General features: G+C 57.2%; 20 protein-coding genes. 13 read left to right on the forward strand and 7 right to left on the reverse strand.

Annotated elements, in window-relative coordinates:
• The first annotated feature begins 104 nt into the window (after positions 1–104).
• Both yjdI and PI91_RS04310 read left to right on the forward strand, forming a co-directional pair.
• The gene (yjdI, locus tag PI91_RS04305) at positions 105–335 is read left to right on the forward strand and encodes a 4Fe-4S mono-cluster protein YjdI (RefSeq protein WP_008499689.1); all 231 of its coding nucleotides are present in this window, start codon (positions 105–107) and stop codon (positions 333–335) included.
• Positions 336–345: 10 nt separating this feature from the next.
• Positions 346–618 (forward strand): GNAT family N-acetyltransferase, encoded by a 273-nt coding sequence (locus PI91_RS04310; RefSeq protein WP_008499687.1) that lies wholly within the window; start codon positions 346–348, stop codon positions 616–618.
• 169 nt (positions 619–787) lie between these two features.
• On the opposite strand, the gene PI91_RS04315 is transcribed toward PI91_RS04310, so the two are convergent.
• The gene (locus tag PI91_RS04315) at positions 788–1399 is read right to left on the reverse strand and encodes a LysE family translocator (protein WP_039265601.1); all 612 of its coding nucleotides are present in this window, start codon (positions 1397–1399) and stop codon (positions 788–790) included.
• Positions 1400–1515: 116 nt separating this feature from the next.
• Between PI91_RS04315 and PI91_RS04320 the strand changes: the two genes are divergently transcribed.
• Positions 1516–1968 carry an Lrp/AsnC family transcriptional regulator gene (locus PI91_RS04320; protein ID WP_021242030.1) on the forward strand — a complete coding sequence of 151 codons (453 nt, stop codon included), beginning with the start codon at positions 1516–1518 and terminating at the stop codon, positions 1966–1968.
• Positions 1969–2023: 55 nt separating this feature from the next.
• On the opposite strand, the gene PI91_RS04325 is transcribed toward PI91_RS04320, so the two are convergent.
• Both PI91_RS04325 and PI91_RS04330 read right to left on the reverse strand, forming a co-directional pair.
• Positions 2024–3253, reverse strand: coding sequence for an amino acid permease (locus PI91_RS04325; protein ID WP_021242029.1), 1230 nt, complete (start codon positions 3251–3253; stop codon positions 2024–2026).
• Between the two features lie 119 nt (positions 3254–3372).
• The gene (locus tag PI91_RS04330; RefSeq protein ID WP_008499683.1) at positions 3373–3834 is read right to left on the reverse strand and encodes a multidrug/biocide efflux PACE transporter; all 462 of its coding nucleotides are present in this window, start codon (positions 3832–3834) and stop codon (positions 3373–3375) included.
• 105 nt (positions 3835–3939) lie between these two features.
• Between PI91_RS04330 and PI91_RS04335 the strand changes: the two genes are divergently transcribed.
• From PI91_RS04335 to PI91_RS04360, 6 genes are all read left to right on the forward strand, one after another.
• Positions 3940–4806, forward strand: coding sequence for a LysR family transcriptional regulator (locus PI91_RS04335; protein WP_021242027.1), 867 nt, complete (start codon positions 3940–3942; stop codon positions 4804–4806).
• 93 nt (positions 4807–4899) lie between these two features.
• The gene (locus PI91_RS04340; RefSeq protein ID WP_008499681.1) at positions 4900–6078 is read left to right on the forward strand and encodes an acetyl-CoA C-acetyltransferase; all 1179 of its coding nucleotides are present in this window, start codon (positions 4900–4902) and stop codon (positions 6076–6078) included.
• A gap of 240 nt (positions 6079–6318) precedes the next feature.
• Positions 6319–7155, forward strand: a complete 837-nt coding sequence (gene kduI, locus PI91_RS04345) for a 5-dehydro-4-deoxy-D-glucuronate isomerase (protein WP_039265504.1) — start codon at positions 6319–6321, stop codon at positions 7153–7155.
• A 63-nt stretch (positions 7156–7218) separates the two neighbouring features.
• Positions 7219–7980, forward strand: coding sequence for a 2-dehydro-3-deoxy-D-gluconate 5-dehydrogenase KduD (kduD, locus tag PI91_RS04350; RefSeq protein WP_039265505.1), 762 nt, complete (start codon positions 7219–7221; stop codon positions 7978–7980).
• Between the two features lie 293 nt (positions 7981–8273).
• A complete protein-coding gene (locus PI91_RS04355) occupies positions 8274–9707 on the forward strand; it encodes a sugar porter family MFS transporter (RefSeq protein WP_255355275.1) in 1434 nt (477 codons plus the stop codon).
• 133 nt (positions 9708–9840) lie between these two features.
• A complete protein-coding gene (locus tag PI91_RS04360; protein ID WP_039265507.1) occupies positions 9841–10533 on the forward strand; it encodes an aspartate/glutamate racemase in 693 nt (230 codons plus the stop codon).
• Here PI91_RS04360 and PI91_RS04365 read toward each other — a convergent pair.
• Positions 10528–11454, reverse strand: a complete 927-nt coding sequence (locus tag PI91_RS04365) for a LysR family transcriptional regulator (protein ID WP_039265508.1) — start codon at positions 11452–11454, stop codon at positions 10528–10530. The two genes, PI91_RS04360 and PI91_RS04365, sit on opposite strands and share 6 nt — an antisense overlap.
• Before the next feature lie 121 nt (positions 11455–11575).
• Here PI91_RS04365 and lysA point away from each other — a divergent pair, with 121 nt between their 5' ends.
• On the forward strand, positions 11576–12838 hold the full coding sequence (gene lysA / locus PI91_RS04370) for a diaminopimelate decarboxylase (protein WP_008499675.1): 1263 nt from the start codon (positions 11576–11578) through the stop codon (positions 12836–12838).
• On the opposite strand, the gene PI91_RS04375 is transcribed toward lysA, so the two are convergent.
• On the reverse strand, positions 12808–13845 hold the full coding sequence (locus tag PI91_RS04375; RefSeq protein WP_039265509.1) for a LacI family DNA-binding transcriptional regulator: 1038 nt from the start codon (positions 13843–13845) through the stop codon (positions 12808–12810). The genes lysA and PI91_RS04375 overlap by 31 nt on opposite strands.
• A 220-nt stretch (positions 13846–14065) precedes the next feature.
• On the opposite strand from PI91_RS04375, the gene PI91_RS04380 reads away from it, so the two are divergent.
• On the forward strand, positions 14066–14551 hold the full coding sequence (locus PI91_RS04380) for a GNAT family N-acetyltransferase (RefSeq protein ID WP_023294480.1): 486 nt from the start codon (positions 14066–14068) through the stop codon (positions 14549–14551).
• On the opposite strand, the gene galR is transcribed toward PI91_RS04380, so the two are convergent.
• Positions 14512–15528: an HTH-type transcriptional regulator GalR gene (galR, locus tag PI91_RS04385; protein ID WP_021242019.1), complete on the reverse strand. Its 1017-nt coding sequence runs from the start codon at positions 15526–15528 to the stop codon at positions 14512–14514. The genes PI91_RS04380 and galR overlap by 40 nt on opposite strands.
• Positions 15529–15953: 425 nt before the next feature.
• Here galR and aas point away from each other — a divergent pair, with 425 nt between their 5' ends.
• Positions 15954–18113 (forward strand): bifunctional acyl-ACP--phospholipid O-acyltransferase/long-chain-fatty-acid--ACP ligase, encoded by a 2160-nt coding sequence (gene aas, locus PI91_RS04390; RefSeq protein ID WP_039265510.1) that lies wholly within the window; start codon positions 15954–15956, stop codon positions 18111–18113.
• The gene (gene lplT / locus PI91_RS04395; RefSeq protein WP_039265511.1) at positions 18106–19299 is read left to right on the forward strand and encodes a lysophospholipid transporter LplT; all 1194 of its coding nucleotides are present in this window, start codon (positions 18106–18108) and stop codon (positions 19297–19299) included. Before aas ends, lplT begins: the two co-directional genes overlap by 8 nt.
• Before the next feature lie 92 nt (positions 19300–19391).
• Here lplT and PI91_RS04400 read toward each other — a convergent pair whose 3' ends face one another.
• Positions 19392–20432: an NADP(H)-dependent aldo-keto reductase gene (locus tag PI91_RS04400; protein ID WP_021242016.1), complete on the reverse strand. Its 1041-nt coding sequence runs from the start codon at positions 20430–20432 to the stop codon at positions 19392–19394.
• Positions 20433–20452 lie beyond the last annotated feature (20 nt).

The raw sequence follows: 20452 nt of genomic DNA on the forward strand, positions 1-20452 counted from the left end.
AAGAAAAGAGTTGTGACCTGGCTTTTCGTTTTCGGCGTTATAGCCATCAGGATCCCGTAAGGCTATGCTTCATTCAGCACGATAATAATTACAGAGGCAATGTCATGGATAAAGAGCTACTGGATGCGGGTTACCGGGCCTATACCGGCGAGAAAATTGACGTCTACTTCAACACCGGGATCTGCAAACACTCCGGTAACTGCGTGCGTGGGAGCGCAAAGCTGTTTAATCTGAAACGTAAACCGTGGATTATTCCCGATGAAGTGGACGTTGAAACGGTTGTACGCGTGATTGATACCTGCCCGAGCGGTGCGCTGAAGTATCGCCAAAAATAAGCGAGGAACCATGGATATTCTGGAAGGCCATAACAAGTTTTACGTGAATGATGCGAACGGCAATCAGGTCGCGGAGATTGTCTTCGTGCCGACCGGCGAGCACCTGAGCATCATTGAGCATACCGATGTGGATGAGAGCCTGAAAGGGCAGGGGGTCGGTAAACAGCTGGTGGCGAAAGTGGTGGAGAAGATGCGCGGTGAGAACCGCAAAATTATCCCGCTGTGCCCGTTTGCGAAACATGAGTTTGATAAAACGCGGGAATATGACGACATTCGGGCGTAACTCACACCGGCGATGGCCGGTGTTTTTTCAGACTGCTGACAACGTGCGATTTGTGAGTTTCGCCCGGCGGCGCTACGCTTGCATGGGCCTACAATGAATTGTGCAATTAATTGATATCGTTGTGAAATGTAGGCCGGGTAAGCGCAGCGCCACCCGGCAAAAAAGACAGTTATCTCACCTGCTCAAGCAGCAATACCATCGCGATCAGCACCATCAACCCTCCCGATGCCCTGCTCACCAGACGGGCCGCCTGTGGCCGAGTCGCCAGCACCGCTTTCGAACCATACCCCACCAGCAGATAGACCAGCGTACAGGTGATAAGGTGCATCATCCCAAGCGTGGACATTTGCATTGCTAACGACCAGCTCCCGGTTGGGTCTGTGAATTGCGGAAGCAGGGCCAGGAACAGCAAAAAAACCTTCGGGTTAAGGCCGCTAATGCAGAGTCCTTTCACCGCCCACTGCGTCCAGTTACCCGCATGCTGGATGGCCTTTTCCGGTGCGGCCGGGTGACGCAATAACGTTATGCCAAGCCACAGGAGATACAGGGCTCCCGCCACGGTCAGCCCGGCTAACGCCAGCGGATGTTGAGCAATCAATACCCCCACGCCTGCCACCACAATCAATGTGGCTAGCAGATGCCCGGACATCAGCCCCATCACCGCCGGGACCACGCGGCGTCCATTAATTCCGGCGCTAATGGCGTAGGCCCAGTCGGCCCCCGGGGTCATGATGAGCAGAAACGAAACCACCCAAAAGCCGGCCACAATACTCATTTCCATCGTCCTGAAATACTCCCGCAGTGCGTTATACGTTGCGAAAAAGAATATCGCTAACACTGCGAAATAGGCTTTCAATGTTATGCTCATAACACGGTGAAAATGAGAAAATCTTCCACATGGATAGCATCGATAGAAAAATTCTTGCTGAGCTGCAGTCTGACGGCCGCCTGTCGCTTACCGAGCTGGCTGAGCGGGTGAATCTGAGCCTTTCGCCGTGCCATCGTCGCGTGCGGGCGCTGGAGCAAAGCGGGGCCATAACGGGATATCGTGCCAGCCTCGACCCCGCCAAAATGGGATTTAATTTCCTGGCGATAGTGTTCGCGACGCTGAAAGAGGGGGACCGCAAGGCGGTCAGCGCGTTTGAAGAGGCGGTGGAAGAGATCCCGCAGATCGTGCTGGCCCAGCGCCTGTTTGGCGATCCTGATTATCTGATGCACGTCGTGACCCGCGACCTTTCCGCTTTCCAGAAGCTTTACGACGAGAAGCTCTCCGCTATGCCCGGCGTGCAGCATCTTCGCTCAACGCTTGTCATGAAAACGGTGGTGCAGGACAGGCCTTTTCCGCTGTAAGCAGGAGGCCGGGGTTGAATGGCCTGCCCGGCAGCGCGCCGGGCAGGAAAGGGAATTAGCCGACAAACATCACCGACACGCACAGCACCCCGACAATCAGCGTCAGCAGGTTGCCAATGGAACGGTACGGTTTCAGGGAGGGGATCAGATACGTCGACAGCGTCGGCATGATAAACAGGATCATGGCGATAAGCGGGCCGCTGATGGCGTAAATCATCGAAATGGCGTTCGGGTTAATGCAGCAGACGGCAAAGGTGATTAACGACACCCCCATGATGGAAATCGCGCGGTTAAAGGCGCGGCTCTTTTTCACGCCCACCTGGTTCAGCGACGACTTCACGATCTCCGTCGCCCCTTCAATCACCCCAAAATAGGTGCCGAGAAACGATTTCGACATCGCAATAATCGCCACGACAATCCCGGAAATCCCCAGCCACGCCGGTGAGGAGGGCATCATCGACAGCGCAGACAGGATTGTCACCCCTTCCTCTTTGGCGGCCACAATATACGACGGCGGAATAGAGAGCAGGCAGCTGAAGACGAAGAACAGCACGCTAAGGCAGATAATCAGGTATGCCACCTTCATGATTTTCTTGCATTTAGCCATGGCCTCGTCCCCGAACTTCTCGCGGCGGTCAACGGCAAACGTCGAGATAATCGGCGTGTGGCTGAACGCAAACACCATCACCGGAATCGAAATCCAGACCTGGTGCAGCGTATGGCGATCGACGGCCATCTGGCTGGTCAGCAGCGAGGGTTGCCAGCTGCCGATCAGGTAGAGCGAGACAAACAGGAAATAGGCGATCAGCGGAAACACCAGGAAGCCCATCACTTTTATCGTGATATGCCGTCCCATCAGGAAGATCAGATTCAGGACCAGCACCACGCCCAGGCTAACCAGCACGCGAACGGTGGTGTCTACCGTCAGGTGTTTTGCCAGCTGCTCGGTTAACGAGTTGGTGATGGCCACCGCATAAATCTGCACCACCACAAAGAAGGCGATGAAATAGAGCGTGGTGATCAGGTTGCCGATCTTCCTGCCGTAATAGTGCGAAACGGCGCCGGTGATCCCTTCGTTGCCTTTTGTTTTCGACGACAGGATAAATTGCGCCAGCGCTTTGTGCGGCCAGTAGGTTAAGGGGTAGGCCACGAGGGCGGTAATAAACAGGACGATTGCGCCTGCGGAGCCCAGCTGAATGGGCAGGAAGAGCGTTCCTGCGCCCACGGCCGTGCCGTAGAGAGCGAAACTCCAGAGAGTCTCATCTTTTGACCAAATTTTCGACATTAGAGCAACGTATCAACTATCAAACCATCAGAATGGCGTGCAATTTACCATAGTTATGCCTTAAGAGCGCAGTTGCTTCGAAGACGTCGGGCCGGAACGGGCGTCCGGCCAGAGGCGGTTCAGCCTGCCAGGGCGCGTCGTTGCTGGCGGCGCTTAAGAAATTTCTCACGCAGATTATCGTACGCCCAGTTATAGAACATGGTGTACGGCAGGAAGAACAGGAAGAAACCTATTTCCAGTGTGAATGCCTGCAGCAGGGTGACGCCCAGCACGGCGGCAACAATCGACACGCCTATCACAATAAAGCCGCATTCGAACCCCAGCGCATGCAGCGCACGCACTTTTGCCGTACGTTTGACGCGCTGAACAGGCCAGAAACGGTCGAAGCCGACGTTATAAATAATGTTCCACAGCATGGCGGTGGTGGCCAGAATAATGGTCAACCCACCCATTTCCACCACGGAACGCTGCATAAGCCACGCCGCGGTAGGGGCGAGGATCGCCGTCGCAATCCCTTCAAAACAGACAGCATGAAAGATCCGCTCCGGCAGTTTACGTTGGAGTGCATCCTGATGTTGCATAGCGATAGACCTCGTTAATTCGCCAGTATGGGCGTTGATGTGGCCTATTTTTATCGCTAAAGCTGATATATTAAAGATAGTATCCATCGTAAAAGTAGATAGGTTATGCGCTATTCACCCGAAGCCCTGACCGCGTTTGTCGAGACCGTTGCAGCAGGCTCTTTCTCTGCGGCCGCACGCCGGCTGCGTAAAAGCCAGTCGACGGTCAGCACGTCCATTGCCAACCTTGAAGCCGATCTGGGATTTGAGCTGTTTGACCGTTCGGCCCGCCAGCCGGTGTTAACGGCCCAGGGGGAACAGGTGCTGGGCTACGTGCAGGCTATTCTCGCCGCCAGCACGCGGCTGGATGAGCTGGCGGTGTCGCTCACGGCGCAAACGGAGGCGCGTCTGACGTTTGTCCTTTCCGATACCCTCAACCCGGATGTGCTGGAAGAGATGATGAAGCAGTTTGACGCGCGCTTTCCCCATACGGAATTCGAATGTCTGATTGGCGAGGAGGAGGACGTGATCGATCTGCTGCAAAAGGAGCGCGCGCAGATTGGCCTCACCGAAGCGCGAGACGGTTATCCTACGGATATTGGCGCCATCCGGCTGCCGATGCAGACCCGCATGGCGATCTATGTCGCGACCACGCATCCGCTGGCCGGGCAGGATGACGTTCAGCGTGACGAGCTGCACGGCTGGCGAGAGCTGCGGCTGAGCACCTATCTTGAGCGTGAGGCGGAGATCGCGCGCGGGCCCGTCTGGTCAGCCCCGAATTACCTGTTACTCTTGAGTATGGCGGTACAGGGATTTGGCTGGTGCGTCTTGCCGTGCGCGCTGGTGGAGGAATTTGCCGCCGCGAAATCCCTGGTACAGCTCAATGTTCCCGGCTGGCCGCGGGCGATCGGCATCGATCTGCTGTGGAATAAACGATCCCCTCCCGGCGTTGCCGGAAGCTGGCTGCGGCAGTATCTGCAGGATGCACGCTGATCCTTGTGATTAAACTCACTATTTTTAAACAATTAAGATAATTGCCAGTAACAATCCTCTACTATCGTCATGTCATTTAACACAGAGGTCGTGATGAAAGATGTCGTAATAGTGGGTGCGTTGCGTACAGCTATCGGCTGTTTTCAGGGAGCGCTCGCGCGTCACTCGGCGGTTGACCTGGGCAGCGTGGTAGTGAAAGCGCTGGTGGAACGTAGCGGGATCGCTGCACATGAAGTTGATGAGGTGATTCTGGGACAGGTCCTCACGGCCGGTGCCGGGCAAAACCCAGCGCGACAGGCGGCGCTGAAGGGCGGACTGCCCAATACCGTCTCCGCTATCACTATCAACGACGTCTGTGGTTCAGGATTAAAAGCGCTGCATCTCGCGACGCAGGCCATTCAGTGTGGTGAGGCGGACGTGATCATTGCGGGCGGGCAGGAGAATATGAGCCGCGCGCCGCACGTCCTGACCGACAGCCGTACCGGCGCGCAGTTGGGTAACAGTCAGCTGCTCGACAGCCTGGTGCATGACGGGCTGTGGGATGCCTTCAACGATTATCATATGGGCGTAACGGCGGAAAACCTGGCGCGCGAGTACGGCATCAGCCGTGAGGTCCAGGATGCCTATGCGTTAAGCTCGCAGCAAAAAGCGCGTGCGGCGATTGATTCCGGCCGTTTTCGCGACGAAATTGTCCCGGTCAGCACGCAGCGTCAGGGGGGCGAGGTTATCGTTGTGGATACCGATGAGCAGCCGCGCACCGACGCCAGCGCTGAAGGGCTGGCGAGGCTGAATCCTGCGTTTGAAATGCAGGGCTCGGTCACGGCGGGAAATGCCTCTTCCATTAACGACGGCGCTGCTGCCGTGATGATGATGAGCGAAAGCAAAGCCCTCGAACTCGATCTTCCCGTGCTGGCCCGCATTAAGGCATTCGCCAGCGTGGGCGTGGATCCTGCGTTAATGGGGATCGCGCCGGTCTATGCGACCCGTCGCTGTCTGGAGCGTGCGGGGTGGCAGCTTTCTGATGTGGATCTGATCGAAGTGAACGAAGCCTATGCCGCGCAGGCGATCTCCGTCGGAAAAATGCTGGAGTGGGATCCGCTGCGGGTCAACGTAAACGGTGGGGCGATCGCGCTGGGGCACCCGATCGGGGCGTCCGGCTGCCGGATCCTGGTTTCGCTGGTCCACGAAATGAAGAAGCGCAACGCCCGCAAAGGGATTGCCACGCTCTGTATAGGCGGCGGACAAGGGGTGGCGCTGGCCATTGAACGCTAATTTTTCCTCATTAAAAAAAGACCTCCTCCGGGAGGTTTTTTTTATCGTGATCTTTATCTCCCGACGGTTTTAGCGTGATCCGGGCATCAATTCCGCGATAAACAAAAATAAAAATGAAACGTTGTTTTAAATATAATTGAAAAGCCCACTTTATGCCGATAGTATGTGCTCATTATGTAAAACGGAACGCTGTTTCGTTTTACTTCCCGCCTTCGGGCATGACCACATCTGGAGGTTACCGTGGACGTCAGAGAAAGCATCCACAGCGCGCACGCCAAAACGCTGGATACGCAGGGGCTGCGCAAGGCATTTTTAGTCGAGCAGATATTCGAGGGTGACAGGTACACCATGGTTTACAGCCATATCGACCGCATTGTTGTGGGCGGAATAATGCCCGTCACGAAAAGCGTCTCCGTGGGCGGTGAGGTCGGTAAACAGCTGGGCGTAAATTATTTCCTCGAACGTCGCGAGCTGGGGGTGATTAACATCGGCGGGCCGGGCACCATCACCGTAGACGGACGGTGCTATGAGATTGGCCATCGCGAGGCGCTGTATGTGGGTAAAGGGGCGAAGGACGTGGTTTTTGCCAGCATCGACGCCAGCAGGCCTGCGAAATTCTACTACAACTGCGCGCCGGCCCACGCCACCTGTCCAACCAAAAAAGTGACCCCGGCAGACGTCGCGCCCGTGACGCTGGGCGACAACCTCACCAGCAACCGCCGCACCATCAATAAATACTTCGTGCCGGACGTGCTGGAGACCTGCCAGCTCAGCATGGGGTTGACCGAACTTGCGCCGGGCAACCTGTGGAACACCATGCCGTGCCATACCCACGAGCGCCGCATGGAAGTCTACTTCTACTTCAACATGGATGAGGACGCCTGCGTGTTCCACATGATGGGACAGCCGCAGGAAACGCGCCATATCGTGATGCATAACGAGCAGGCGGTGATTTCGCCGAGCTGGTCTATTCACTCCGGCGTAGGGACAAAAGCCTACACCTTTATCTGGGGAATGGTGGGTGAAAACCAGGTCTTTGATGATATGGACCATGTTGCGGTCAGCGATCTGCGCTAGTCGCGGGCAGTGACGCATAAACCTGCCTGTGAGTGACAGGCTCTGAAAGAGTAAGGAATAAACATGATTCTGGATGCATTCTCTCTGCAGGGGAAAGTGGCGGTGGTTTCCGGGTGTGACACCGGGCTGGGTCAGGGGATGGCGTTAGGCCTGGCGGAAGCGGGCTGCGATATCGTCGGAATTAATATCGTTGAACCGACGGAAACCCTCGAGCGCGTGACGGCCCTGGGCCGCCGCTTCCTGAGCCTGACCGCCGACCTGCGTAAAATCGATGCCATTCCTGAACTGCTGGATCGCGCGGTGGCGGAATTCGGTCACATCGACATTCTGGTCAACAACGCCGGGCTGATTCGCCGTGAAGATGCGATCAATTTCAGCGAGCGCGACTGGGACGACGTGATGGATCTGAACATCAAGAGCGTATTTTTCATGTCCCAGGCGGCGGCAAAGCACTTTATTGCGCAGGGGAACGGCGGCAAGATCGTGAATATTGCCTCCATGCTCTCGTTCCAGGGGGGGATCCGCGTGCCGTCTTACACCGCCTCCAAAAGCGCCGTGATGGGCGTGACCCGCCTGCTGGCAAACGAGTGGGCGAAACACAACATCAATGTGAATGCGATTGCGCCGGGTTACATGGCGACCAACAACACGCAGCAGCTGCGTGCGGACGAGCAGCGTAGCGCGGAAATCCTCGACCGCATTCCGGCGGGGCGCTGGGGGCTTCCGGGCGATCTGATGGGGCCGGTGGTCTTTCTGGCCTCGTCGGCATCGGACTACATCAACGGCTACACCCTGGCGGTCGATGGCGGCTGGCTGGCGCGATAGCCCGCATCGGGTCTGGACCTCTGCTTTTGGGCAGAGGTTTTTTTTGCTTAAAAATTGTCAAAATCCATATGGATAAACACGGAAAATCCATACTAAAAAATCATGAACGACAGCCATCACACTTTTAATCTTTAAAAATTAGATGATTAGTAAAAGCATGTGATTATTCAGCGTTAGTTGAAATTGTAATGTCCATCACAGAACGCTATGTCGCAGCGAAATAATCCATATCTTCACCTTTTCCCGCCTGACACTTTTTCTCGCTATCTCGTAATTTCACTTAACGAATTTCACTGTTCAGGCAGGAAAATATGACATCTATAAATGACTCTACCCTAATGCCCGCTGCGCTGCGTGATACTCGCCGCATGAACCAGTTTGTCTCTATTGCCGCCGCCGTGGCGGGCCTGTTATTTGGACTGGATATTGGCGTCATTGCCGGTGCATTGCCCTTTATTACCGATCACTTTACCCTGAGCAGCCGCCTGCAGGAGTGGGTGGTGAGCAGCATGATGCTCGGCGCGGCCATCGGCGCGCTGTTCAACGGTTGGCTCTCGTTTCGCCTGGGGCGCAAATACAGCCTGATGGCCGGGGCGATTCTTTTTGTCGCCGGCTCCATTGGCTCCGCCTTTGCCGCAAACGTTGAGGTTCTGCTGCTTTCCCGCGTGCTGCTGGGCGTGGCGGTGGGGATTGCCTCCTACACGGCGCCGCTTTATCTCTCCGAAATGGCGAGCGAGAACGTGCGCGGGAAGATGATCAGCATGTATCAGCTGATGGTCACGCTCGGTATCGTGCTGGCGTTCCTGTCTGACACCTACTTCAGCTACAGCGGCAACTGGCGCGCAATGCTCGGCGTGCTGGCGCTGCCAGCGGTGGTGCTGATTGTCTTAGTGATTTTCCTGCCGAACAGCCCGCGCTGGCTGGCGCAAAAAGGGCGCCACGTGGAGGCGGAAGAGGTGCTGCGCATGCTGCGCGATACCTCTGAAAAAGCCCGCGAGGAGCTGAACGAGATCCGCGAAAGCCTGAAGCTCAAGCAGGGGGGCTGGGGGCTGTTTAAAATCAACCGCAACGTGCGCCGGGCGGTCTTCCTCGGCATGCTGCTGCAGGCGATGCAGCAGTTCACCGGCATGAACATCATCATGTACTACGCGCCGCGCATTTTCAAAATGGCGGGGTTCACCACCACCGAACAGCAGATGATCGCCACCCTGGTGGTCGGGCTGACCTTCATGTTTGCCACCTTTATTGCCGTATTCACCGTGGACAAGGCGGGCCGCAAACCGGCGCTGAAAATTGGCTTCAGCGTGATGGCGCTCGGCACGCTGATCCTCGGCTACTGCCTGATGCAGTTTGATAACGGCACGGCTTCCAGCGGACTCTCCTGGCTTTCTGTCGGGATGACCATGATGTGTATCGCAGGTTACGCGATGAGCGCCGCGCCGGTGGTGTGGATCCTGTGCTCCGAAATTCAGCCGCTCAAATGCCGCGACTTTGGCATCACCTGTTCCACGACCACCAACTGGGTATCGAACATGATCATCGGCGCGACCTTCCTGACGCTGCTGGACGCGATTGGTGCAGCGGGAACGTTCTGGCTCTATACGGTGCTGAACGTGGCATTTATTGGCGTCACGTTCTGGCTGATTCCAGAAACCAAAGGCGTGACGCTGGAACACATCGAGCGCAAGCTGATGGCCGGGGAGAAACTGCGGAACATCGGCGTGTGATCGTATTGCCTGTCTACGTATTCCAGCGTATGCAGGAGATAACCGATTTTTGTTTAACAAGGCGCTGAACAGAGCGCCTTTTTTTATTAGCATCGGTTGTGTTAAAAGAAGAAATCAACGAAAAGGAGGGGTGATGAAAACGATCGGCCTGTTAGGTGGAATGAGCTGGGAATCGACAATCCCTTATTATCGCCTGATTAACGAAGGGGCAAAACAGCGTCTGGGTGGACTGCACTCCGCAAGCCTGCTGCTGCACAGCGTTGATTTTCATGATATCGAAGCCTGCCAGTCGAGCGGCGAGTGGGATAAAGCCGGGGCGATCCTGGCCCAGGCGGCGCTGGGGCTGGAGCGGGCTGGCGCCGAGGGGATATTGCTTTGTACCAATACCATGCACAAGGTGGCATCGCATATTGAGAACCGCTGCTCGCTGCCGTTCCTGCATATCGCTGACGCGACCGGGCGTGCAATTGCGGCATCCGGGATGCGCCGCGTAGCGCTGCTGGGCACGCGCTACACCATGGAGCAGGATTTCTATCGCGGGCGTTTGCGCAGCGAGTTTGGGATCGAAAGCCTGATCCCTGAAGAAGAAGACCGGGTGCGCATCAATCAGATTATCTTTGACGAGCTCTGTCTCGGCACCTTCAGCGAAACCTCCCGCGCCTTCTACGTCAGCGTCATCGAAAAACTCGCGCAGCAGGGGGCTGAAGGGGTGATCTTCGGCTGCACGGAGATCGGTTTGCTGGTACCCGTTGAGCGAAGCCCTCTTCCGGTATTTGATACCACCGCTATCCATGCTGCGGATGCCGTGGCGTTTATGCTGTCATAGTGGGTCCTGCAGGTCAGGTAAGCGAAGCGCCACCTGACGCGCGTGCTCCATGACGTGTTCGGTGAAAGCGTCCACCAGCGCGGAAGCCGGACGGTGTAGCGGACGGATCAGGCTCACGGTGAACGGGACGGACACGCTAAAGCGGCGGATGACGATCCCGCTTCCCGCATAATCCAGCGCCGTGAGCGGATTGACCACCGCGACGCCGACGCCGGCACGCACCATCGCGCAAATCGAGGCCGCGCTGTGCGTTTCCACCGCCATTCGCCGTTTGACCTGATGCTCGGCAAACAGGGTATCCAGCAGCTGTCTGTAACTGTCGGTCTGCGACAGGCTGATGTAGTTTTCCCCATGGAAATCTTCCGGCGTGAGTACCGCCTTACCGGCAAGCCGATGTCCGGCGGGCAGAACGCACACTTCATCTAATGAGAGCAACTCCGTGCGCGCCGTGCCCGCTGGGGAGGAGAGGGTCTCGGTTATCCCTAAATCATGACGCTGAGCCGAAAGCCACTCTTCAAGCAGGGGAGACTCCTGCGGCACGATGGTGAGGCTGACCTCCGGATAGCGGGCCAGAAAGGGCTGGAGCAGCATCGGCAAAAAGGATTGCGAGAAGACGGGCAGGCAGACAATCGACAGCTCGCCCTGGCGAAACTCGCGCAGGCTTTCCGCGGCACTCACTATTCTGTCCAGCCCGTACCAGGAGCGCTGGACTTCCTCGAACAGGCGTAACCCCTGTACCGTCGGGTGAAGCCGGCCCCGGGTGCGTTCGAACAGCTTCAGCCCCAGCACTTTCTCGAAGCGCGCCAGCTCGCGGCTCACCGTCGGCTGCGAGGTGTGCAGCATCTGTGCGGCTTCGGTGAGATTGCCGGTGGTCATCACGGCGTGAAAAATCTCGATATGGCGTAAATTAACGGCGGGCATAGGGCACCTGAAAGCAGAGAACTGTCCATATCATTTTTGCATAGACTCGCGATAAAACGATATTTTTTATTCTCCTTGCGCTGTGGCGTAATCATCAAAACGCATTTATCCGGAGAAGACCATGCCACGCCCGCTGAACCAGACTGATACCGATTTGAACGCCGACAACCTGCTGCGCCTGCCTGCCGAGTTTGGCTGTCCGGTGTGGGTCTACGACGCGCAGATCGTCCGCGAGAAGATCGCCGCCCTGCATCAGTTCGACGTGGTGCGTTTTGCCCAGAAGGCCTGCTCCAATATTCATATTCTGCGCCTGATGCGCGAGCAGGGCGTGAAGGTTGACTCCGTTTCACTCGGCGAAATCGAGCGCGCGCTGGTAGCCGGATACGATCCGAAAGCCGACAGCGACGCGATCGTCTTTACTGCCGATGTGATCGACGATGCGACGCTGGCGCGCGTTCACGAACTGCAGATCCCGGTAAATGCCGGTTCTGTGGATATGCTCGAGCAGCTCGGTCAGGTTTCTCCCGGCCACCGCGTCTGGCTGCGCGTAAACCCGGGCTTTGGTCATGGCCACAGCCAAAAAACCAATACCGGCGGCGAAAACAGCAAGCACGGGATCTGGTATGCCGACATGCCTGCCGCGCTGGAGGTGTTACAGCGCTACAACCTGAAGCTGGTGGGTATTCATATGCACATTGGCTCTGGGGTGGATTATGGCCACCTGGAACAGGTGTGCGGCGCGATGGTGCGCCAGGTTGTCGACTTCGGTCAGGATCTGGAGGCGATCTCTGCGGGCGGTGGTCTCTCCATTCCTTATCGCGAAGGGGAAGAGGCGATCGATACCGATCACTATTACGGTTTGTGGAGCGCCGCGCGCGATCAAATTGCCGCGCATCTGGGCCACGCGGTGAAGCTGGAAATTGAGCCGGGTCGTTTCCTGGTGGCGGAAGCCGGCGTGCTGGTTTCGCAGGTCCGCAGCGTGAAAGAGATGGGGTCTCGCCACTTCGTCTTGATTGATGCAGGCTTTAACGACCTGATGCGTCCGTCCATGTACGGCAGCTATCACCACATTACCGCCCTGGCTGCCGACGGCCGCGATTTAACGCAGGCGCCGCGCGTTGAGACGGTCGTTGCGGGGCCGCTGTGCGAATCGGGTGACGTGTTTACCCAGCAGGAGGGCGGCAAAGTGGAGACCCGCGCGCTGCCAGAGGTCAAACCGGGTGATTATCTTGTGCTGCACGACACCGGTGCCTACGGGGCGTCTATGTCCTCTAACTACAATAGCCGCCCGCTGCTGCCGGAAGTGCTGTTTGATAATGGCAAGGCGCGGCTGATACGCCGTCGCCAGACCATTCAGGAACTGCTGGCTTTAGAACTCATCTGATGAAAGTACGGCCCCGTTGTGACCGAATCGCGTAACACCAGCGTGCCGGTAAACGGCGGGATGGCATCGACCGGCTGGTTTCTTGCCAGCCGGATCGCCTGATCGATGGCGGTGACAATCATATTGTCGATGGGCAGATAAACCGACGAGAGCGCAGGCTCCAGCCATTTCGCGCTTGGGGCATCGTCAAAGCCGAACAGCGAGATATCCTGCGGGATTTTCAGCCCCGCCTGGTGCAACGCTTTGGACGCCCCCAGCGCCATATCGTCGTTACAGGCAAACAGGGCGCTAAACGGTACTCCGTCGGCAATCAATTCCTTGCAAAGCTCGTATCCCCGCGTCATTCCTGCATCGCCGTACCTTATCCGACGCTCGTCCAGACGGATACCGTGCTTTTCCAGCGCCTTGCGATAGCCCATCAGCCGTGCTTTACCCGTGGGAGTGTGGATCGGGACGGTGATACAGGCGATCTCCCGATGGCCCTGGCCGATCAGGTAATCCACGGCCTTGAATGCGGCATCCTGCTGTTCGAAGAACACGCAGCGATCCGGCGCCTGGCTCACTTCACGGTTAATGACCACCAGCGGCGTTTTCACGGTGTTCATCAGTTTGACGATCGCTTTTTCGCTCATGTAGCGCGTGTAAAGCACGATGGCGTCGCACTGGCGATCGGCCAGCATCTGCACAGCCTGCTCTTCCTGTTCCGGCGCGTCGTGACCGTCGGTGACGATCAGCTGTTTCCCGTGAGTTTCGGTCTGCCGCGACGCCTGCTGGAGAAGGCGGCCAAAATAAAAGCCGTCAAAGGTCGAGACGACCAGACCAATGCTGTTGCTGGTCTGGTTAGCCAGCGAGCGCGCGAGAAAGTTCGGGCGATAGCCCAGCTCTTCCATCGCAGCAAACACCTGCTGACGCGTACTCTCTTTTACCTGACCTGTGCCGTTCAGCACGCGCGATACCGTGGCCTTCGACACGCCCGCGCGCAGTGATACATCCAGCATTGTTGCCATTCTATATTCCTGCTTCCACGTAACGATCTGCAGTTTACCACAGAGCTTATGCCGTATAAGCGATGCGGGAAGCGCAAAAACTCTGCCACGATCACGCTTTTTGGTAACGATTCGTCCGGCCAGCCTGAAGTCAAACTCAATAGCCTGACTCTGGTAAGATAATCACCGAACCGGGCTGGAGCATCAGGCCAGTAAATACATGAGAAAATGCAGGTGAAACATGAATAAGGCTGTCATCCTCCCGCTTTACAAGGCGCCACACTTCGCAGAGCAGGTTACCGACTGGATCTGGCAGGCCTTTGGCGAAGGGCTTCCTCGGGCATTTTTCCACAGCATTGTTGAGCACAGCCAGACGCCTGGGGCATTACCGTTGACGTTTATTGCCGTTGACGGCGAACAGCTTCTTGGCACGGTGGGACTCTGGCGCTGCGATTTGATCACCCGTCAGGATCTCTGTCCGTGGCTGGCGGCGCTCTACGTTGACGACGCGGCGCGAGGCAAAGGGCTGGCGGGGCAGCTTCAGCAGCATGTTATCGCTTACGCCGCGCAGTCCGGGTATGAGGAGCTCCATCTCTGGTCTGCCTGCCGCGACTTTTACGAACGTTACGGCTGGCAGTATATCGGTGATGGGCTGGAATACCCCAACACGCGGGTGCACCTCTACCGTTATTCGCTCTGCGCTTCTGCAGGCGACGCGACGGAGTGACGACGGACCAGCGTCGGGCTAAACAGATGGGTAATTTCCGGCGGCTGGCGCTGTTCAGCCAGCGCTAGCGCCAGCTCGGCGGCCTGCGTTGCCATGGTGATGATTGGGTAGCGCACGGTGGTCAGACGCGGGCGAACGTAGCGGGAGACCAGCACGTCGTCGAAGCCAATCAGCGAAATTTCTGCCGGTACCTCAATTCCGTTGTCATTCAACACCCCCATTGCCCCTGCGGCCATAGAGTCGTTATAGCTGGCAACCGCCGTGAAATTCCGTCCGCGGCCCAGCAGCTCGGTCATGGCCTGTTCACCGCCGCTCTCGTCCGGTTCGCCGTAGGCCACCAGACGGTCATTACACGGCAGCCCGTTTTCACGCAGGGCATCGTAGTAGCCCTGCAGACGGTCTTCCGCATCAGAAATGGGGTGATTGGAACAGAGATAGCCAATCCGGGTATGGCCCTGCTGAATCAGGTGCCGCGTGGCAAGCCAGGCGCCGTAGCGGTCGTCGAGCGCCACGCAGCGTTTCTCAAAGCCGGGAATGATACGGTTGATAATCACCATTCCGGGCATCTGCTTCATCAGGTGAATCAGTTCGGCATCCGGGATCATTTTAGCGTGAACCACCAGCGCCGCGCAGCGGTGGCGGATCAGTTGCTCGATAGCCTGGCGTTCCTTTTGTTCGTTATGATAGCCATTGCCGATCAGCAAAAAATTGCCTGTCTGATAGGAAACCTGTTCAACCGCTTTCACCATGGCGCCGAAAAAGGGATCAGAAACATCGCCCACCACCAGACCAATCGTTTCTGTGGACTGCTGGGCGAGCGCGCGAGCGTTGGCATTGGGATGATAATTCAGGGATTCCATGGCGCTTTGTACCGCCTGACGTGATGCGTCACTGGCCTTTGGTGAATCATTAATCACGCGCGAGACGGTTGCCACCGACACGCCAGCCAGACGGGCCACATCCTTTATTGTCGCCATTCATTACCTTCTTATTGGGGGTAAGCGTTTACACACCAAATAGTGTTGCGGAAAAGCGCCGTGCATTCAAGGGGAGCGGATTTCCGCTCTCCACAAACGTGACGCAGCACACCCCTGGCGGTGTAATCGTTACACGCCCAGTCATGTCTGAAAAATGTGAATCTGAACCTTTAGTTACACTTTGCCTCAGGCTGTTGCGATTGTCCGATAGCAAGGGCGTTAAAGAGGTTGATACAGTTGAGATCCCAGAGGTATTGATTGGTGAGAATTCTTAGTACGGTTTCGTACTCATCTCTTGCACCAACCTGCGCGGATGCGCAGGTTTTTTTTCGCCTCCACTTTTGCTGTCGCTCCCTTATCACTTCTCGTGTAATCTGCCACCATTTACTAATAACCCTCCACACTGGCTGGCAAAGGGAGTTGAGATGCTATTTGGGTTCTTCCGTACGCTTTTCCGTATTCTTTTTCGCATCCGCATCACTGGCGACACCCGGGCGCTTAGCGGCGAACGCGTTTTGATCACACCAAACCATGTTTCCTTTATAGACGGCATCCTGCTGGCGCTGTTTTTGCCCGTGCGTCCGGTGTTTGCGGTGTATACCTCCATCAGCCAGCAGTGGTACATGCGCTGGCTCTCGCCGCTGATTGATTTTGTGCCGCTCGACCCGACAAAGCCGATGATGATTAAGCATCTGGTTCGTCTGGTCGAGCAGGGGCGCCCGGTGGTCATTTTCCCTGAAGGACGGATCTCCGTGACCGGTTCGCTGATGAAAATCTACGACGGCGCGGGGTTTGTTGCGGCGAAGTCAAAAGCGACCGTGGTGCCGCTGCGTATTGAAGGCGCGGAGCTGACCCATTTCAGCCGTCTGAAGAGGCTGGTGAAGCAGCGTCTGTTCCCCAAAATCACGCTGCATATCCTGCCGCCAACGTCATTACCGATGCCCGACGCGCCGCGTGCCCGCGATCGCCGTAAAATCGCCGGGGAAATGCTGCATCAGATCATGATGGAAGCGCGTATGGCCGTGCGCCCGCGCGAAACGCTCTACGAATCCCTGCTTTCCGCGCAGTACCGCTATGGCGCGAAGAAAAACTGCATCGAAGACATCAACTTTACTCCGGATACCTATCGCAAGCTGCTGACCAAAACCCTGTTTGTGGGCCGTATTCTGGAGAAGTACAGCAAAAAGGGCGAAAAGATAGGCCTGATGCTGCCTAACGCGGGCATCAGCGCGGCGGTGATTTTCGGTGCGGTTTCCCGAGGCCGTATTCCGGCGATGATGAACTACACGGCGGGCGTGAAGGGGCTGACCAGCGCGATAACCGCTGCGCAAATCAATACTGTATTCACCTCCCGCCAGTTCCTGGACAAAGGCAAGCTCTGGCATCTTCCCGAGCAGCTCACTCAGGTGCGCTGGGTCTTCCTGGAAGATCTGAAAGCGGACGTGACCACCGGCGACAAGCTGTGGATTTTTGCGCATCTGCTGATGCCACGTCTGGCCCAGGTCAAACAGCAGCCGGAAGATGACGCGATTATCCTCTTCACGTCGGGATCGGAGGGCAACCCGAAAGGCGTCGTCCACAGCCACAAGAGCATTCTGGCGAACGTCGAGCAAATTAAAAGCATCGCCGACTTTACCGCGAACGACCGCTTTATGTCGGCGCTGCCGCTGTTCCACTCCTTTGGCCTGACGGTGGGGCTGTTTACGCCGCTGCTGACCGGCGCTGAAGTATTCCTTTACCCAAGCCCGCTGCATTACCGCATCGTGCCGGAGCTGGTGTATGACCGTAACTGTACCGTGCTGTTCGGAACCTCTACCTTCCTGGGGAACTATGCGCGTTTCGCCAATCCGTATGACTTCTATCGCGTGCGGTACGTGGTGGCTGGCGCAGAAAAACTGCAGGAGAGCACGCGTCAGATCTGGCAGGACAAGTTTGGTCTGCGCATTCTCGAAGGCTATGGCGTGACCGAGTGTGCGCCCGTGGTCTCGATTAACGTGCCGATGGCGGCGAAACCGGGAACGGTTGGCCGCATTCTGCCGGGGATGGACGCGCGTCTGCTGGCGGTGCCGGGCATAGAGGACGGTGGCCGCCTGCAGCTGAAAGGGCCAAACGTGATGAACGGGTATCTGCGCGTGGAAAATCCGGGCGTGCTGGAAGCGCCGACGGCGGAGAACGTCAACGGCGAGGTTGAAACCGGCTGGTACGACACCGGCGATATCGTCCGCTTTGATGAACAAGGCTTTGTACAGATCCAGGGACGCGCAAAACGCTTCGCCAAAATTGCCGGTGAAATGGTCTCTCTGGAAATGGTTGAGCAACTGGCGACGGCCGTGTCTGCCGAGAAGATGCACGCTACCGTCGTGAAGAGCGATGCCAGCAAAGGTGAGGCGCTGGTACTGTTTACGACCGACAGTGAGCTTAAGCGCGACAGATTACTGAGCTATGCACGCGAACACGGTATTCCTGAACTGGCCGTGCCGCGCGATATTCGCTACCTGAAACAGCTCCCGGTGCTGGGCAGCGGGAAGCCCGATTTCGTGACCCTGAAAGGCATGGTTGAAGAGGCGGAACAGCAAAATGCGTGAGTCAGTACACACTAACACATCCCTCAGGTCGAAAGGTATGATGGCCGTCATCGCCGCGCAGTTTCTCTCTGCGTTCGGTGATAACGCGCTGCTGTTTGCCACGCTGGCGCTGCTGAAAGCCGAGTTTTACCCCGACTGGAGTCAGCCGATCCTGCAGATGGTGTTTGTGGGCGCTTACATTATTTTTGCTCCATTTGTGGGACAGGTGGCGGACAGCTTCCCGAAAGGCCGGGTGATGATGTTTGCCAACGGCCTCAAGCTGCTGGGGGCGGCCAGCATTTGCTTTGGCTTCAATCCGTTTATTGGCTATACGCTGGTGGGCATTGGGGCCGCCGCCTACTCGCCGGCGAAGTACGGCATCCTCGGAGAGCTGACCACGGGGGATAAGCTGGTGAAAGCCAACGGCCTGATGGAATCGTCAACCATTGCCGCTATTCTGCTCGGATCCGTCGCGGGCGGCGTGCTGGCCGACTGGCATGTGCTGGCGGCACTGGGCGTGTGTGCGGTGGTGTATGGCGGGGCGGTCGTGGCGAACCTGTTTATTCCGAAGCTGCCGGTGGCTCGCCCGGGCCAGTCCTGGCGCGTTAAACCAATGACCGGCAGCTTCTTTACTGCCTGCCGCGTGCTGTGGCGTAACGGTGAAACGCGTTTCTCCCTGATGGGGACCAGTATGTTCTGGGGCGCGGGCGTTACGCTGCGCTTCCTGCTGGTCCTGTGGGTGCCGGTGGCGCTGGGCATTACGGACAACGCGACGCCGACCTATCTTAATGCGATGGTGGCCATCGGCATTGTTGTGGGGGCAGGCGCGGCGGCGAAGCTGGTGACGCTTGAGACGGTTGCACGCTGCATGCCCGCAGGGATCCTGATTGGCGTGGTGGTGCTTATCTTCTCGCTGCAGCATGCGTTATTGCCTGCTTATGCCCTCCTGATCCTGATTGGTATTCTGGGGGGCTTCTTCGTGGTGCCGCTGAACGCGTTACTGCAGGAACGGGGCAAGCAGACCGTCGGGGCGGGGAATGCCATCGCGGTACAAAATCTGGGTGAAAACCTGGCGATGCTGTTAATGCTGGGACTCTACTCGCTGGCGGTGAAAGTGGGTGTGCCGGTGGTGGGGATTGGCGTCGGGTTTGGCGCACTGTTCGCGCTGGCGATTGCGGGCTTGTGGATCTGGCAGCGTCGGCGCTGATATATAGCCGGGTGGCGGCTTCGCCTTACCCGGCCTGGGTTTGAGCACCTGCAGGCCCGGTAAGCGTAGCGCCACCGGGCAAAAGTATCAGGCTACGGTGCTGGATAAGTATAAACCTGATGCACCGCTTCAATCTCCGCTAACACCTCTTCACTCAGGTTCAGATGGAAACTCTCAATATTGGTTTTCAGCTGTTCCATCGTGGTTGCGCCCAGCAGGGTACTGGCAACAAACGGCTGACGACGCACGAAGGCCAGCGCCATCTGCGCAGGGTCAAGACCGTGACGCTTCGCGATATCCACATAGGCGGCAACGGCTTTCTGCGTCTGCTCGCCGCTGTAGCGGGTAAAGCGGCTAAAGAGGGTATTACGCGCACCGGCCGGTTTCGCACCGTTCAGGTATTTCCCCGTCAGCGTGCCGAAGCCGAGACAGGAGTAGGCGAGCAGCTCCACCTCTTCATACTGCGTCACTTCGGCCAGACCCACTTCATAGCTGCGGTTAAGCAGGCTGTACGGGTTCTGGATTGTCACGATACGCGGCAGATCGTGCTTATCCGCCAGGTGCAGATAGCGCATGACCCCAAAGGCCGTTTCGTTAGACACGCCAATGTAGCGGATTTTTCCCGCACGCTGGCATTCGGTCAGCGCTTCCAGCGTTTCCAGTAGCGTCACGGTAGGGGCGCTCTCATTCCAGCTGTAGCCGAGCTTACCAAAGCAGTTGGTTGGCCGCTGCGGCCAGTGCACCTGGTAGAGGTCGAGATAGTCGGTTTGCAGACGCTTGAGGCTGGCATCCAGTGCGGCGCGGATATTTTTGCGATCGAGGATCTGGTTCGGGCGGATCCCGGTATCGTTGTTGCGCGCGGGGCCACTGACTTTGGAGGCAATTACCAGCTTTTCACGGTTGCCGCGTTTTGCCAGCCAGTTACCGACGTAGGTTTCGGTAAGTCCCTGCGTCTCAGGACGTGGCGGTACAGGGTACATCTCTGCGACATCAATCAGGTTAATGCCCTGGCTGACGGCGTAATCGAGTTGTGCATGGGCATCGGCTTCGCTGTTTTGTTCACCAAATGTCATCGTGCCCAACCCCAGTTGGCTAATTTCCAGAGCGCTGTGGGGGATACGGTGATAATGCATAGCCGGCTTCCTCAATAGAC

It is taken from the genome of Enterobacter sp. FB, assembly GCF_000805795.1.
Classification (GTDB): domain Bacteria; phylum Pseudomonadota; class Gammaproteobacteria; order Enterobacterales; family Enterobacteriaceae; genus Enterobacter; species Enterobacter roggenkampii.